The 14,551-nt window shown below is 65.5% G+C and carries 13 protein-coding genes; 10 read left to right on the top strand and 3 right to left on the bottom strand.

The annotated features are described in order from the left end of the window. Positions 1 to 13 precede the first annotated feature (13 nt). From SFA35_RS08245 to SFA35_RS08290, 10 genes are all read left to right on the top strand, one after another. On the top strand, positions 14 to 2,260 hold the full coding sequence (locus SFA35_RS08245; RefSeq protein WP_320577112.1) for a chemotaxis protein CheA: 2,247 nt from the start codon (positions 14 to 16) through the stop codon (positions 2,258 to 2,260). Between the two features lie 64 nt (positions 2,261 to 2,324). Further along, positions 2,325 to 3,452, top strand: a complete 1,128-nt coding sequence (locus tag SFA35_RS08250) for a chemotaxis response regulator protein-glutamate methylesterase (RefSeq protein ID WP_320577114.1) — start codon at positions 2,325 to 2,327, stop codon at positions 3,450 to 3,452. Continuing rightward, positions 3,452 to 4,192: a flagellar motor protein gene (locus SFA35_RS08255; protein ID WP_320577117.1), complete on the top strand. Its 741-nt coding sequence runs from the start codon at positions 3,452 to 3,454 to the stop codon at positions 4,190 to 4,192. The genes SFA35_RS08250 and SFA35_RS08255 overlap by 1 nt, the downstream gene beginning before the upstream one ends. Continuing rightward, positions 4,192 to 5,061 (top strand): flagellar motor protein MotD, encoded by an 870-nt coding sequence (motD, locus tag SFA35_RS08260; RefSeq protein WP_414058531.1) that lies wholly within the window; start codon positions 4,192 to 4,194, stop codon positions 5,059 to 5,061. The genes SFA35_RS08255 and motD overlap by 1 nt, the downstream gene beginning before the upstream one ends. A 95-nt stretch (positions 5,062 to 5,156) precedes the next feature. Continuing rightward, on the top strand, positions 5,157 to 5,945 hold the full coding sequence (locus tag SFA35_RS08265; protein WP_320577121.1) for a ParA family protein: 789 nt from the start codon (positions 5,157 to 5,159) through the stop codon (positions 5,943 to 5,945). Continuing rightward, on the top strand, positions 5,945 to 6,871 hold the full coding sequence (locus tag SFA35_RS08270) for a CheW domain-containing protein (RefSeq protein ID WP_320577124.1): 927 nt from the start codon (positions 5,945 to 5,947) through the stop codon (positions 6,869 to 6,871). The genes SFA35_RS08265 and SFA35_RS08270 overlap by 1 nt, the downstream gene beginning before the upstream one ends. A 28-nt stretch (positions 6,872 to 6,899) precedes the next feature. Next, positions 6,900 to 7,379 carry a chemotaxis protein CheW gene (locus SFA35_RS08275; protein ID WP_320577126.1) on the top strand — a complete coding sequence of 160 codons (480 nt, stop codon included), beginning with the start codon at positions 6,900 to 6,902 and terminating at the stop codon, positions 7,377 to 7,379. Beyond that, complete coding sequence (locus SFA35_RS08280) at positions 7,380 to 7,772, top strand: DUF2802 domain-containing protein (protein WP_320577128.1); 393 nt, start codon at positions 7,380 to 7,382, stop codon at positions 7,770 to 7,772. Between the two features lie 222 nt (positions 7,773 to 7,994). After that, a complete protein-coding gene (locus SFA35_RS08285) occupies positions 7,995 to 9,389 on the top strand; it encodes an ATP-binding protein (RefSeq protein ID WP_320577130.1) in 1,395 nt (464 codons plus the stop codon). After that, positions 9,386 to 10,054 (top strand): response regulator, encoded by a 669-nt coding sequence (locus SFA35_RS08290; protein ID WP_320577132.1) that lies wholly within the window; start codon positions 9,386 to 9,388, stop codon positions 10,052 to 10,054. Before SFA35_RS08285 ends, SFA35_RS08290 begins: the two co-directional genes overlap by 4 nt. Positions 10,055 to 10,133: 79 nt before the next feature. Here the strand turns inward: SFA35_RS08290 and SFA35_RS08295 are convergent, their stop codons facing one another. The 3 genes from SFA35_RS08295 to SFA35_RS08305 all read right to left on the bottom strand — a co-directional run bounded on the left by SFA35_RS08295 (position 10,134) and on the right by SFA35_RS08305 (position 14,377). Then, positions 10,134 to 10,439 (bottom strand): protealysin inhibitor emfourin, encoded by a 306-nt coding sequence (locus tag SFA35_RS08295; RefSeq protein ID WP_320577134.1) that lies wholly within the window; start codon positions 10,437 to 10,439, stop codon positions 10,134 to 10,136. Next, positions 10,439 to 11,500, bottom strand: a complete 1,062-nt coding sequence (locus SFA35_RS08300) for a M4 family metallopeptidase (RefSeq protein WP_320577137.1) — start codon at positions 11,498 to 11,500, stop codon at positions 10,439 to 10,441. Before SFA35_RS08300 ends, SFA35_RS08295 begins: the two co-directional genes overlap by 1 nt. 87 nt (positions 11,501 to 11,587) lie before the next feature. After that, positions 11,588 to 14,377, bottom strand: coding sequence for a dermonecrotic toxin domain-containing protein (locus SFA35_RS08305; RefSeq protein ID WP_320577139.1), 2,790 nt, complete (start codon positions 14,375 to 14,377; stop codon positions 11,588 to 11,590). Between the last annotated feature and the right edge of the window lie 174 nt (positions 14,378 to 14,551).

Raw genomic sequence — 14,551 nt, forward strand, 5'->3', positions numbered from 1 at the left:
AGGGAGCACCCATATGAGCTTCGGCGCCGACGAAGAAATCCTCCAGGATTTCCTGGTAGAGGCCGGCGAAATTCTCGAGCAGCTGTCCGAACAACTGGTCGAGCTTGAGAGCCGGCCAGATGATGCGGATTTGCTCAATGCAATTTTTCGCGGTTTTCACACTGTAAAAGGCGGTGCCGGGTTTCTCCAGCTCAACGAGCTGGTGGAGTGCTGCCACATTGCCGAGAACGTCTTCGACATCCTGCGCAAGGGTGAACGTCGCGTCGACTCTGAGTTGATGGACGTGGTGCTCGAGGCACTGGATGCCGTCAACGGCATGTTCAGCGAGGTGCGCGAGCGCACCGACATCACCCCAGCCTCGCCCCAGCTGCTCGAAGCCTTGGCGCGCCTGGCCGAACCTGCCGGTGCCGAGCCTGCGCCAGCCGTGGCGGCACCCGCGCCGGCGGCTGCGGCCAGCGCTGCGCCTGCCGGCGCAGCCGATGAAATCACCGACTTCGAATTCGAAGCGCTGCTCGACTCGCTCAACAACGTCCACGAAGCGCCTGCCCCGGCGGCGCCGCCAGCGTCTGTCAGCGCTGCGCCTGTTGCACCGGCCGCGTCCGGCAGCGACGAGATCACCGACGACGAGTTCGAGAACCTGCTCGACCAGTTGCATGGCAAAGGCCAGTTCGCTGCCCCTGCAGCGGCTGCGCCGGCCAGGCCGGCGGCGGGCAGCGACGAAATCACCGATGATGAATTCGAGAACCTGCTCGATCAGTTGCATGGCAAGGGCTCCTTCGCCGTCGACAACCTTCCCGGCGCTGCGCCTGCGGCCAGCACCGAGCCGAGCACCACCGGCACCCAGGCGCCGGTCAAGGCCGGTGAGTTGATCACCGACGACGAGTTCGAGAACCTGCTCGACGAACTGCACGGCAAAGGCAAGTTCAGCGAAGTGCCGCCGGCCGCCGCCGAACCGGTTGCGGCCAAGCCTGCGCCGGTGCCGGCAGCAGCGCCTGCGCCCGTGGCCAAGCCCGCCGCTGGGCCCGCTGCTGCGCCTGCCGCCCCTGCTCGCGCGGCGGCGCCTGCCGGTGACAAACCGGCCGCCAGCGAAGCGGAAACCACGGTGCGGGTCGACACCGCGCGCCTGGACGAAATCATGAACATGGTCGGCGAACTAGTGCTGGTGCGTAACCGCCTGGTGCGCCTGGGCAGCAACAGCGCCGATGAAGCCATGCAGAAGGCCGTGTCGAACCTCGACGTGGTGACCGCCGACCTGCAGACCGCGGTGATGAAAACCCGCATGCAGCCGATCAAGAAGGTCTTCGGGCGCTTCCCGCGCCTGGTTCGCGACCTGGCTCGCCAGCTCAAGAAAGAGATCAACCTGGAGCTGGTGGGCGAAGAGACCGACCTGGACAAGAACCTCGTCGAGGCCCTGGCCGACCCGCTGGTGCACTTGGTGCGCAACGCGGTCGACCACGGCATCGAGTCGCCGGAAGAGCGCGAGGCTTCGGGCAAGTCCCGTGGTGGCCGCGTGGTGCTGTCTGCCGAGCAGGAGGGCGACCACATCCTGTTGTCCATCTCCGACGACGGCAAGGGCATGGACCCGGCGGTACTGCGGGCCATTGCGGTCAAGCGCGGGGTCATGGACAAGGACGCCGCCGACCGCCTCAGCGACACCGAGTGCTACAACCTGATCTTCGCCCCGGGTTTCTCGACCAAGACCGAGATCTCCGACGTGTCCGGCCGCGGTGTGGGCATGGACGTGGTCAAGACCAAGATTTCCCAGCTCAACGGCACCATCAACATCCATTCGGTCAAGGGCCAGGGCTCGAAGATCGTCATCAAGGTGCCGCTGACCCTGGCGATCATGCCGACCTTGATGGTGATGCTCGGCAACCAGGCGTTCGCCTTCCCGCTGGTCAACGTCAACGAGATCTTCCACCTCGACCTGTCGCGCACCAACGTGGTCGACGGCCAGGAAGTGGTGATCGTCCGCGACAAGGCCTTGCCACTGTTCTACCTCAAGCGCTGGCTGGTGTCTTCGGCGGCCCATGAGGAGCAGCACGAAGGCCATGTGGTGATTCTCTCGGTGGGCACCCAGCGCATCGGCTTCGTGGTCGACCAGCTGGTGGGCCAGGAAGAGGTGGTCATCAAGCCTCTGGGCAAGATGCTGCAAGGTACGCCAGGCATGTCGGGGGCAACGATCACCGGCGACGGTCGCATCGCGCTGATCCTCGACGTACCGAGCATGCTCAAGCGCTACGCGACCCGGCGTATCTGACGCCTCGGCGTAGCTGACAAAGGGCGGCGCCGCCTGCGGGCAGGCGCCTTCCCATGGAGTGTTTATGGCAGTCAAGGTTCTGGTGGTGGATGACTCCGGTTTTTTCCGCCGCCGTGTCTCGGAAATTCTTTCCTCGGACCCCAACATCCAGGTGGTCGGCACCGCCACCAATGGCAAGGAAGCCATCGATCAGGCCCAGGCCCTCAAGCCCGACGTGATCACCATGGACTACGAGATGCCGATGATGGACGGCATCACCGCCGTGCGGCACATCATGCAGCGTTGCCCGACCCCGGTCCTGATGTTTTCCTCGCTGACCCATGAAGGGGCCCGGGTCACCCTGGATGCTCTGGATGCCGGCGCGGTGGACTTCCTGCCGAAAAATTTCGAGGACATCTCGCGCAACCCGGACAAGGTCAAGCAGATGCTCTGCGACAAGGTGCACAGCATCTCGCGCAGCAACCGCCGCTTCAGCAGTTACTCGGCGCCCGTCGCGGCGCCGGCCGTGGCTGCCCCCGCGTCGAGCGCAGGCAGCGCCGTGCCCCGACGCAGCGTGGCGCCAGCACCAGCGCCGCGGCCAGCGGCGCCCGCGCCGGCGGCCTCGCACAACTCACCGGCGCCCAAGCGCAAGACCTACAAGCTGGTGGCCATCGGTACCTCCACCGGTGGCCCCGTGGCCCTGCAGCGGGTGCTGACCCAACTGCCGGCGAATTTCCCCGCACCCATCGTGCTGATTCAGCACATGCCTGCGGCATTCACCCGCGCCTTCGCCGAACGCCTGGACAAGCTGTGCCGCATCAGCGTCAAGGAAGCCGAGGACGGCGACGTGCTGCGCCCCGGTCTGGCGCTGCTGGCCCCCGGCGGCAAGCAGATGATGGTCGACAGCCGTGGCACGGTGAAAATCCTGCCCGGTGACGAGCGCCTGAACTACAAGCCGTGCGTGGACATCACCTTTGGCTCGGCGGCCAAGTCCTATGGCGACAAGGTCCTGGCGGTGGTGCTCACCGGCATGGGCGCCGACGGTCGCGAAGGCGCGCGCCTGCTCAAGCAGGGCGGCAGCCATGTTTGGGCGCAGGATGAAGCGAGCTGTGTGATCTACGGTATGCCGATGGCCATCGTCAAGGCCAACCTGGCCGATGCCGTGTATGGCCTGGACGATATCGGTCGGCATCTGGTGGAGGCGTGTATCTGATGGATGTCCTGAGCCTGATAGGGATCATCATGGCGTTTGTCGCCATCATCGGCGGCAATTTTCTCGAGGGCGGCCACATGGGCGCCCTGCTCAATGCCCCGGCGATACTTATCGTCATCGGCGGTACCGTCGGTGCGGCGCTGTTGCAGTCACCCATGAGCGCGTTCAAGCGGGCCCTGGTGATCGTGCGCTGGGTGCTGTTCCCGCCGCGCGTGGACCTGGCTGGCGGCATCGACCGGGTCGTGACCTGGAGCCTGACCGCGCGCAAGGAAGGCCTGCTGGGCCTGGAGACCATCGCCGACGGCGAGCGCGACCCCTATGCGCAAAAGGGCCTGCAGCTGCTGGTGGACGGCGCCGAACCCGAGGCGATCCGCAGCATCCTCGAGGTGGATTTCTACACCCAGGAGAGCCGCGACGTGCAGGCGGCCAAGGTCTTCGAATGCATGGGCGGCTACGCCCCGACCATCGGCATCATCGGCGCGGTGATGGGCCTGATTCACGTCATGGGCAACCTGGCCGACCCCTCGCAACTGGGCAGCGGCATCGCCGTGGCGTTCGTCGCCACCATCTACGGGGTGGCCAGCGCCAACCTGGTGCTGCTGCCAGTGGCCAACAAGCTCAAGGCCATTGCCCTGCGCCAGTCGCGCTACCGGGAAATGCTTCTGGAAGGCATCCTGTCGATCGCCGAAGGTGAAAATCCACGTTCCATCGAACTGAAGCTGCAAGGCTTCATGGACTGATCATGGCCCGTCGACGTCAACCCGAAGAGCACGAAAATCACGAGCGTTGGCTGGTGTCCTATGCCGACTTCATCACCTTGCTGTTCGCCTTCTTCGTGGTCATGTACTCCATCTCCTCGGTCAACGAGGGCAAGTACAAGGTGCTGTCGCAGGCTCTGATCGGCGTGTTCAACGACCCCGAGCGCAGCGTCAAGCCGATCCCGATCGGCGACGAGCGCGTGCTCACCACCAAGCCGACCGAGCAGCTGGTCAAGGATGCCGACCAGCCGGACGCGGCGATCTCCTCGCCGATCACGCCGTTGCAGAGCATCGCCAACCAGGTCAACGACGCCTTTGGCGACCTGATCAAGTCCGACCAGCTGACCGTGCGCGGCAACGAGATGTGGATCGAGATCGAGCTCAAGTCCGGGCTGCTGTTCGGCAGCGGCGACGCCATCCCCAGCGACAAGGCGTTCACCATCATCGACAAGGTCGCGCAGATCATCAAACCCTTCGACAACCCGATTCACGTCGAAGGCTTCACCGACGATCAGCCGATCCGCACCTCGCAGTACCCGACCAACTGGGAGCTGTCCTCGGCGCGCTCCTCGAGCATCGTGCGCATGATGATGGCCGACGGTATCAACCCCAGCCGCATGGCGTCGGTCGGTTACGGCGAGTTCCAGCCGGTGGCCAGCAACGCCAGTGCCGAGGGACGCTCGCGCAACCGCCGGGTGGTGCTGGTGATCTCTCGTAATCTGGATGTGCGGCGCAGCCTGACCGGTGCCGGCAGCACGGGCGGGCAACCACCGCCGGTGATTGCGCCCAAAGGCGTATCAACTGGCACACAAACTGCACCGACGCCTGTAAAGCGCTCGCCGGGAGCCTGAGCCGTCAAAACCCCGTCGCGAACCGATCAACTTGCAACGACTGTCCCGGCAGCGGCCGGTTCCAACCGCGCCACCCCGGGGGGGAAAGCAACACGATGAGAGTCTGGGCAGTAGCCAATCAAAAAGGTGGCGTAGGCAAGACCACCACGTCGATCGCCCTGGCCGGGCTGCTGGCCGAGGCGGGCAAGCGTGTGGTCGTGGTCGATCTCGATCCGCACGGCTCGATGACCAGCTATTTCGGCCACAACCCCGATCAGCTGGAAAACAGCTGCTACGACCTGTTCCTGCAAAAGGGCCACGTGCCTGAAGGCCTGCCGGCGCAGTTGCTGCTGGGCACCAGTGAGGAGCGTATTGCCCTGCTGCCGTCCAGCTCCGCGCTGGCCACCCTCGAGCGCCAGTCGCCGGGGCAGAGCGGCCTGGGCCTGGTGGTCGCCAAGAGTCTGGCGCAGCTGTGGCAGCAATTCGACTACGCGCTGATCGACAGCCCACCGTTGCTGGGCGTGCTGATGGTCAATGCCCTGGCGGCCAGCCAGCAGCTGGCGATTCCGGTGCAGACCGAGTTTCTCGCGGTCAAGGGCCTGGAGCGCATGGTCAGCACCTTGGACATGATCAACCGCTCGCGCAAGCAGCCGTTGCCCTACAGCATCATCCCGACTCTGTTCGACCGCCGCACCCAGGCATCGCTGGCGACCATGCGCACACTGCGTGACAGCTACCCCGAGCATATCTGGCAGGGTCATATCCCGGTCGACACGCGTCTGCGCGACGCCAGCCGGGCAGGGCAGACGCCTTCCTCCTTCGACCCGAAAAGCCGTGCCGTGCTGGCCTACCGGGCACTGCTCAAGCACATGCTGGCCCAGCAGCTGCAAGCGCAGGTGGCTTGATGAGCCGCCCAGTCGACATCGCCACCAAGCCCCGACAGGCGCTGCAGTCCTACCTGGACGGCCTGCTGCAGGAGGCCACCGAGGAGCTGGAACTGGAGCTGGCGCCGGTACCTGTGCCCGCGCCCATTGCCGAGCCGCAGGACGATTTCGAGGCTGCCGTGCGCGAGGAACAGGCTCGTGACGCGTTGCTGAGCAAGGTGATTGCCGCCGAGCCTGTCCCCGTCTCTGTCCCGGCCAGTCTGCCGCCGGCTGTGGCCGAGATCGCCCCTGCGCCGCTTGCCCCTGAACCGCAGGCGCAGCCGCTGGTCGTCGCCGAACCGGTGGTAGAGCCTCTGGTCGAACTGCACGCGCCCGCTGCCGCCACCGGCCAACCGCCGCCGCCGGCCAGCTTCGACGGCCGCCCGGACTGGGCCAGCGAGCCGTTCGAGTGCCTGCTGTTCGATGTCGCCGGCCTGACCCTGGCCGTGCCGCTGGTGTGCCTGGGCTCGATCTACCCGCTGGCCGGCCAGGAGCTGACGCCGCTGTTCGGCCAGCCGAACTGGTTTCTCGGCATCCTGCCGACGCAGATGGGCAACCTCAAGGTGCTCGACACGGCGCGCTGGGTGATGCCCGACCGTTACCGCGACGATTTCCAGCAAGGTCTGCAATATGTCATCTCGGTGCAGGGCTACGAATGGGGGCTGGCGGTGCATCAGGTCAGCCGTTCGCTGCGCCTGGACCCCGACGAAATCAAATGGCGCGGCCAGCGAGGCCAGCGGCCGTGGCTGGCCGGGACCGTGATCGAACACATGTGCGCCTTGCTGGACGTGGCGCAGCTGGCCGAATTGATTGCCAGCGGCGCCGTCAAACAAATGCAGGCGGCCGCTGCGGCTGCGGCCAAGCCGGCCAAGCCGGGCAAGCTTTCCAAACGGCCTGCGGGCCAATGAACATGAACACCAACGAGGGGTCAGGGTTATGAAGAAGTCGTCTGCACAAGGTTCCGAAGATCCGATTCTGCAGTGGGTCACCTTCAAGCTGGACAACGAGTCCTACGGCATCAACGTGATGCAGGTCCAGGAAGTGCTGCGCTACACCGAGATCGCTCCGGTGCCGGGCGCCCCGGCCTACGTGCTGGGCATCATCAACCTGCGCGGCAATGTCGTCACCGTGATCGACACCCGCCAGCGCTTCGGCCTGCAGCCCAGCGACATCAGCGACAACACCCGCATCGTCATCATCGAGGCGGACAAGCAGGTGGTGGGTATCCTGGTCGACAGCGTGGCTGAAGTGGTCTATCTGCGCCAGTCGGAAGTCGAGACCGCGCCCAACGTCGGCAACGACGAGTCGGCCAAATTCATCCAGGGCGTGTGCAACAAGAACGGCGAACTGCTGATCCTGGTCGAGCTGGACAAGATGATGTCCGAGGAAGAATGGTCCGACCTGGAGAACATCTGATTGATCTTCGAGGTGGCGGTCATTGTTCTGGCGCTGTTGTGGGTGACCACCGTGGCGCTGTTCTTGAGTTTTGCCCGCGAGCAGAAACGCCTGCGGGCCTTGCAGGAAGCCGACGACGCCACGCGTGACCAGCGCCTGCGCGACCTGGCCAAGCGCGTGGATGCCTACCAGAACGGTACCGTGCGCATGGGCGAGGCGCTGCACGAACTGCGCGCCGTGGTGGCGCCGCTGCCTGACAAGCTCGAGCAGCTGCACCAGCGCGACCCGGCTAGCCTGTCCTTCGACCAGGCTGCCAAGCTGGTGAGCATGGGCGCCTCGATCGACGAACTGACCCAGGCCTGCGGCCTGACCCAGGCTGAAGCGGAGTTGATGAGCAAGCTGCATCGCAGTTGAGAAGATGCTGATCGTATTCATGTGGGAGCGGGCCAGGCCCGCGATGTCTGATGTTCCGGGTTTCAGGATCAAACCGGCCTGGCGGCCTCTCGGGGGCTTTGCCCCCTCCCACCTGGCGACCGCACAATGTGCAGACATTATGGAGATTGCCCTCAGCCCCTTGTAACCACCGGACTCAGCGCCGTTAATGTCAGCTTCGCAATACATTCCAGCGCGCGCGCCATGAAACTGACCCTCTCCAGCAAGCTGTTCGTCGCCGTCCAGGCGCTGTGTACCTTTGCCGTGCTGGCGATGGGCTTTGCCGCATACCTGAGCTTTACCCACGGCTTTCTCGGGTACCTCAACGACCAGGCGGTCGAGCGCCTGCGCAGTACCTTGCCGCGCTTCGAGCAGGCATGGACCGCCCATGGCGACTGGGAGTATCTACGCAATAACGGCCACGGCTGGTTCGAGCTGATCCGTCCGGAACCGCCTGCGGGCAAGACTACCTTCTACCCCGGCACGCCGCCGATTTCCGACCTCACCGGGGCGATCCTGCGCTTCACCCTGCTCGACTCCCAGAAGCATTACGTAGCCGGCTACACCGCCTTCGATCGCCAGGCCGTGCTGGTGCCCATTGCCCACGACGACCAGGTGGTCGGCTGGCTGGCCATGACCCCCTTCGAAACCGTCAGCGCCACCGGTGACAGCCGCTTCCAGCTCAACCAGATCCGCTCCAGTTTGCTGATCGGGCTGATCTGCCTGCTGATCAGCGCGGTGATCGCCTGGTGGATCACCCACCAACTGCTGCAACCGGTCAAGCGCGTGGCCCTGGCCACCCGCCGTCTGGCTGCCGGCGACTACAGCACCGTGCTGCCCGAGACCGGCAATGACGAGGCCGCGCAGCTGGCCCGCGACTTCAACGGCATGGCCGCCACCCTGGCCAGCAACGAGCAGCAGCGGCGTGGCTTCATGGCCGACATCTCCCATGAACTGCGCACGCCGCTGGCAATCCTGCGCGCCGAACTGGAGGCCATCGAGGACGGCATCCGGGTCATGGATGGCCCGGCGCTGCGCTCCCTGCAAGGCGAGGTCATGGCGCTGAGCAAGCTGGTCGACGATCTGTTCGAGCTGTCGCTGGCCGAACTCGGCGGCCCGGCCTACCGCCGCGACCCGGTGGACATTGGCGCGCTGCTGGGCATGGCCGTGGACGCCTACGCCACGCGTTTCGCCGAGCGTCAGCTGAGCCTGCACCTGCAAGGCTGGCCGCAACCGCTGCTGGTGCTGGGCGACGACGCCAAGCTGGTGCAGCTGTTCTACAACCTGCTGGAAAACAGCCTGCGCTACACCGACGCCGGCGGCGCGGTGAACCTGCGCATGGGTCGCTTCGACGACCAGGTCTGCATCGATTTCCAGGACAGCGCCCCCGGGGTGCCGCTGGAGCAGCAGAAGCGCCTGTTCGAGCGTTTCTATCGGGTGGAGAACTCGCGCAGCCGCAGCAGTGGCGGGGCAGGGTTGGGCCTGGCGATCTGCCGCGGCATCGCCCAGGTGCATGGCGGCGAGCTGTCGGCGCAATCCTCGCCGTTCGGCGGCCTGTGGCTGACCCTGCGCCTGCCGGCGCTGGAGGAGCAGGCATGAGCCAGCGGGTGATGGTGGTGGAGGACGAGCCCAAGCTGGCGCTGTTGCTGGGCGATTACCTGCGCGCGGCCGGGTATGAAGTCGAGCACCTGGCCGAAGGCCTGGGCGTGATCGCGGCGATCCGGCGACAGCCGCCGGACCTGCTGTTGCTCGACCTGATGCTGCCGGGCCGTGACGGCCTGGACATCTGCCGCGAGCTGCGCGGTTTCAGCCAACTGCCGGTGATCATGCTCACCGCGCGGGTGGAAGAGATCGACCGCCTGCTGGGCCTGGAGGCGGGGGCCGATGATTATGTGTGCAAGCCGTTCAGCCCACGCGAAGTGGTGGCGCGGGTCAAGGCGGTGCTGCGCCGCTCGGCGCCGCCCACCGAAACCGGGCGCCCGGGGCTGGTGGTCGACTGCGCAAGCTACGAGGCCAGCCTCAACGGCGCGGCGCTGGAGCTGACCCCGGTGGAGTTCCGCCTGCTGGCGGCATTGCACGCCCGCGCCGGCCAGGTGCTGTCCCGCGAGCAGTTGATGGATCATCTGTACCATGACCACCGGGTGGTGACTGATCGGACCGTGGACAGCCATGTGAAGAATCTGCGGCGCAAGCTGGAAGCGGCCGCGCCGGGTGACGACCCGATCCGCTCGATCTATGGGGTGGGGTATTGCCTGGAGGTGTGATGGGTTCTGCGCAACCCGCTTCCCGAGCAAGCCCGGTGCTATAGGAACCACAGGAACCACAGGAACCACAGGGACCGGGCTACCGTCCGCCGGCTTTCCACAGCTCCAGCAAGCCTTTGGGCAGCTTGGACTCCGGTACCCGCAACTCCAGCTTGCCTTGCACCACCAACCGAAAATAGCGCTGGTCACCCCGGCCGGCGTCCTCGGGCTTCTGCGCAAAAGGCAGCAAGCCGTTGATCAGCTCGCACAGATGCCCGCGCGCTTCGTCGTTCAGCTGCCCCAGCTCGATCCGGCGCAACCCGTTGAGCTTGGGCATGAAGGCCACGCCGCCTTCCTGGGCGAGCTCCAGCACGCTGTCGGGATGCAAGGCTGCAAGCGGCTCCATCACAGCACCTCCACGGTTTTCCAGGCGGTCTTCACCTGGGTCGCGGCTTTCTGCCCGAGCAGGGTCCTGGCGTGCTTGACCGTGAGCTTGGCGAACTCGTCGAAGCGCGCGGTGCGGGTCAAGGTCGGGTCGCACAGGGTCTGGTACCAGACCTTGCCGACGGTATCCCAGCTATTGCCACCCAGCGCCGTCGCCGCCAGGTAGAACGCCCGGTTGGGAATGCCCGAGTTGACGTGCACGCCGCCGTTGTCGGCGCGATTGCTGACAAAGCCGGCCATGGTCGCCGGCTGTGGGTCCTTGCCCAGCAGAGGATCGTCGTAGGCAGTGCCCGGGGCGGACATCGAGCGCAGGCCCTTGCCGTTGATGCCCTTGAACAGGATGCCGGCGCCGACGATCCAGTCGGCCTGGGTCACCGTCTGCTTGAGGTGGTACTGCTTGACCATGGCGCCGAACACGTCGGACATCGACTCGTTGAGCGCGCCGGACTGCTCGATGTACAGCAGCGCATTCTGGCTCTCGGTGACGCCGTGGGTCAGCTCGTGAGCGACGATGTCGATGGCAATGGTGAAGCGATTGAAGATCTTGCCATCGCCATCGCCGAAGACCATCTGCTTGCCGTCCCAGTAGGCGTTGGGGTAGTCGACTTCGTAATGCACCGAGGCCACCAGCGGCAGGCCCTTGTTGTCCAGCGAATCGCGCTGCAGCACCTTCCAGTAGAAGTCGTACGTCGCGCCGAGGTACTCGTACGCTTCATCGGCGGCGCGGTTGTTGATCGCCGCCTGACCTTCCTTGCGCACCACGCTGCCGGGCAGGGTGCCCTTGTGCTTGGCGTTGTAGAGGGTGCGCTGGACCACGCCAGGGGTGTGCTGCGGTGTGGTCGCCAGCAATGCCATGGCCGCCGGCGCATCGGTCGGCGCCTGCGGCTTGGCCATGGCCAGGCGCACATGTTCGAGGGTCTTCTTGGCCGAGTCACGTTGGGGCTCGTCACCGTGTTCGCCGATGTGTTCGAGCATATAGGGCGGGATGACGCTTTGCGGCCGGCGGGGCGGGAGAGTTGTCATTGTTGGGTCCTTGCCTGACGGATCAGTCAGCATAGACCAGTGGGTGATGGGAGGGGCTTTACCCCCCCCCCACGCACAGGCAAAAACCTATTCCCAACTGCCGCCGCTGCCGATCCGGGCAAAGAACGTGAACGGCATGTTTGCGCTGACCGCCTCGCTGTAGCGATCCTGCTCCAGCGGGCCCAGCGCGTCGTCCGCGCGGGGCAGGGTGACGTAGTCGCACAATTCGCGCAGTTGGCTCAAGGCCGGCAACTGGGTGTCGATCACATCATTGAGCAGCCCCGGTCCGGTCATGTAGTTCAGCTGCCGGGCATAGCGCTGGTGTGCCGGCAGGTCGACCTCGGCCTTGGGGCGCTGGTTGTAGAAATCCGGATTGGCCCGGTAGCGCGCCAGCATTTCATTGGAGATATCGTCCAGCACCGGGTTGCCAGCATGGCTGCCCAACAGGCTGCTGTTGAACTTGACCTTCATGCCCAGGCGCTCGTCCGACACCGGGAAGGACACCAGCAGGCCACGCTCGTCGGCGACCAGGGCCAGTTCGTCGATGTGCATGGCCGGCCCTTGCCCCGGGACGTCGATGCCGAGCGCGAGGATCTCGTCGTCGCAGTCCATGTACAGGCCGCCTTCCCATTTGAGCAGCCGGTAGCGCAGGATGTCGCTGGCCGAGGCTTCGTTGATGGCCACGCCACCATTGCCGTCCAGCGCCGCCTGGTACTGGGCGTAGTAGTCGCTGGCCTGGAACGCCTTGAAGCCTTCCTGGGCCTCCAGTTCGACGATCTCCAGCGAGGGCGCCACGGCCTTGATCTTCGCCGAATTGATGGCGAACATTTCTGGCGACTGTGATGAGAGAAACAGCCGGTGTTCGAACGTGCTGTTCTTGAGCCGCTGCGCATTCTTCGCCAGGGTGCTCAGATACGGCTCGCCCATCTCGCGCTGGCCGACCCACAGGCAGGAAACCTTCTTCGGCACGGGCGTTGCGCCAACGGGATGCATGGCAGGGTAATCGACAGGCAGGCGCAGGCGGGAGCCCAGCGCGCGCAGCGTACTCATGCGCTGTTCGTCGGTCACTTCACGGTCAAGATCGGTCAGCCGGACCATCGAATCCTCGCTAGCGGCGGACGCTGCGCGTTCGGCCGGCGCAATGTAATAGGCGCCGACCGGCCCGTTGCCCGACACCAGGCGAAAGGCGTTGCGCTCGATGTCGTATTCCACCATCGCCAGATAACCGCCAATGGTGCATTGCAGCTTGTCCAGTTCGCCTTTCATCGAAGGGATGCGCTGCACCGCACCGGCCAGCTGTGGGTCGGCCCCGGGGAGCGTGTCGACCAGATTCATGTCGCGAAAGAAGGGCTCCAGTTCTGCCAGTTCGCCTTGCAGTTGCGGCGGGGTCAAAGGGCTCAGCGGATAGCCGAGCTGGCCATTGATGCGGCGCGGGCTGACGAACCCGGGGCGCTTGATGCTGAACAGCTCCGGGGCCTTGCTCACCACGCCGTGCAGCAGAGGCAGGGCGTTGAGCAGGCCGAACACCTGGCCTTCGATGCCTTCCAGACGGTCCTGCTGGTTCCTGGCTTCGAGCACCTGGTCCAGCGCCAGGCCGAATTGCGCCACGCCGCCCAGCGCCAACAGCACTGCCAACTCCGGTGCCAGCACTGCCAATGGGGTGAGCATGTTCATCGCGGTGCCGACGTAGCCGCGCCACTTGGCCTTGGTGACCCGGGCGTCGGTGGTAATGACGAATTCGGCGTCGTCGGTAGAGCGTTTGCGATAGCGGTTGGCCAGGGCCAGAAAAACGTCGCCGTCGATCGGCGGGGTGTATTCGCCGTCCTTGTAGTTCAGGGTATGCGCCGGCTCCCACACGCCGCTGGTGGCAAAACCGGCATAGTGGTTAGGGTCCAGCAGGTGCGGTTCGGGGTACAGGCCCAGGCCTGTCAGGGCGTTTTCCACGCCGCTGAAGTCCGTGCCGGTAGGCAGGTCGGCGAGGCGGAAATGGCCCTTGAGCGATTCGCGCTTGTCGCTGCTCTGGCATTGGCTGGCGAACCAGTTTTTCATCGCTGCCTCGTCGACGAACTCGTGCAACGGCGACGAGTTGCCGGGGATGTACAGCAGCACCAGGCCGCTGGCGTTGTTGCGCAGGTACAGGATGTCGGTGCTGGGGTAGCCGTACACGTCCAGCGCCGACACCTGCACCACCTCATTGCGCCGACTGCGCTGGCCCAGGCTGCTCCAGGTCGGCTTGGGTTGCACGCCCGCCACCTGCCAGGCCAGCGCCTGGCCGGCCTGACTCAGGCTGCCCTGCTGAACCTGCCGGTTGCAGGCCGTCAGGAACGCTGCCTTCAGGGCGACGCGGTAATGCTCCAGGCCTGTGGCCCAGAAGTCGTGCAGGCTGGCCTTGTAGGGGGTGAGGAAGTCCAGTTCCCAGATGAAGCGCTGAAAGTCCTCGGCGGGGATCTGCACATGGTTGTCGGCACCGTAGTGCTCGGCGCCGGTCTGCCGATACAGGCCGTTGTAGATCTGATAATCGGCGCCGTACTTGAACAGCCCGCGCATCTTCAGCGCCGTGGCCGGGGTGATCGGCACCGGCGGCGGGTCGCCGGCCCAGCCTTCATGCAGCACGGCGCCGATCAGGTCATTGCTCGACTCGCCTTGCCAGTTGCCCAGCAAGGCCTGGGTCAGGGTCATTTTCGCGGCGACCACGCCGACCCAGTGCTCGCCCTGGCGCTGGTAGTGCAAGGTCACCGCATCGACCTTGTCGGGGTCCAGCGCCAGCCTGCGGCCCTTGGCCCACTGGCGCACGGCATCAGCTGCAGCCCGGTCCGGGCGGGGGAAGGTTTTCAGGGTGTTGGCGAGAAAGGTGCGGGTGTCTTGATTGCTGGGCATTGGCTCTGTCCTTGGATAGGCACCGGGAGTGGTGCGCCGCCATGATCGGCAGGGCGAGGGGGGGTGCAGCGGTAGATAGTGCTCGGTCAGTGGATCAAACCGGCCTGGCGGCCTCTCGGGGGCTCTGCGCCCTCCCACATGTTGGAGTGCCAGCGGTCAATGTGGGAGGGGTGC

Origin of the sequence: Pseudomonas sp. HR96 (assembly GCF_034059295.1) — a bacterium.
Lineage (GTDB): Bacteria > Pseudomonadota > Gammaproteobacteria > Pseudomonadales > Pseudomonadaceae > Aquipseudomonas.

Bases quoted from the DNA above. Each gene is read 5' to 3' on its own strand.
- SFA35_RS08300 (WP_320577137.1), bottom strand. From the start codon at position 11,500: ATGACAACTCTCCCGCCCCGCCGGCCGCAAAGCGTCATCCCGCCCTAT.
- SFA35_RS08285 (WP_320577130.1), top strand. From the start codon at position 7,995: ATGAAACTGACCCTCTCCAGCAAGCTGTTCGTCGCCGTCCAGGCGCTG.
- SFA35_RS08270 (WP_320577124.1), top strand. From the start codon at position 5,945: ATGAGCCGCCCAGTCGACATCGCCACCAAGCCCCGACAGGCGCTGCAG.
- SFA35_RS08305 (WP_320577139.1), bottom strand. From the start codon at position 14,377: ATGCCCAGCAATCAAGACACCCGCACCTTTCTCGCCAACACCCTGAAA.
- SFA35_RS08265 (WP_320577121.1), top strand. From the start codon at position 5,157: ATGAGAGTCTGGGCAGTAGCCAATCAAAAAGGTGGCGTAGGCAAGACC.
- SFA35_RS08295 (WP_320577134.1), bottom strand. From the start codon at position 10,439: ATGGAGCCGCTTGCAGCCTTGCATCCCGACAGCGTGCTGGAGCTCGCC.
- SFA35_RS08275 (WP_320577126.1), top strand. From the start codon at position 6,900: ATGAAGAAGTCGTCTGCACAAGGTTCCGAAGATCCGATTCTGCAGTGG.
- SFA35_RS08245 (WP_320577112.1), top strand. From the start codon at position 14: ATGAGCTTCGGCGCCGACGAAGAAATCCTCCAGGATTTCCTGGTAGAG.
- SFA35_RS08290 (WP_320577132.1), top strand. From the start codon at position 9,386: ATGAGCCAGCGGGTGATGGTGGTGGAGGACGAGCCCAAGCTGGCGCTG.
- SFA35_RS08255 (WP_320577117.1), top strand. From the start codon at position 3,452: ATGGATGTCCTGAGCCTGATAGGGATCATCATGGCGTTTGTCGCCATC.
- SFA35_RS08250 (WP_320577114.1), top strand. From the start codon at position 2,325: ATGGCAGTCAAGGTTCTGGTGGTGGATGACTCCGGTTTTTTCCGCCGC.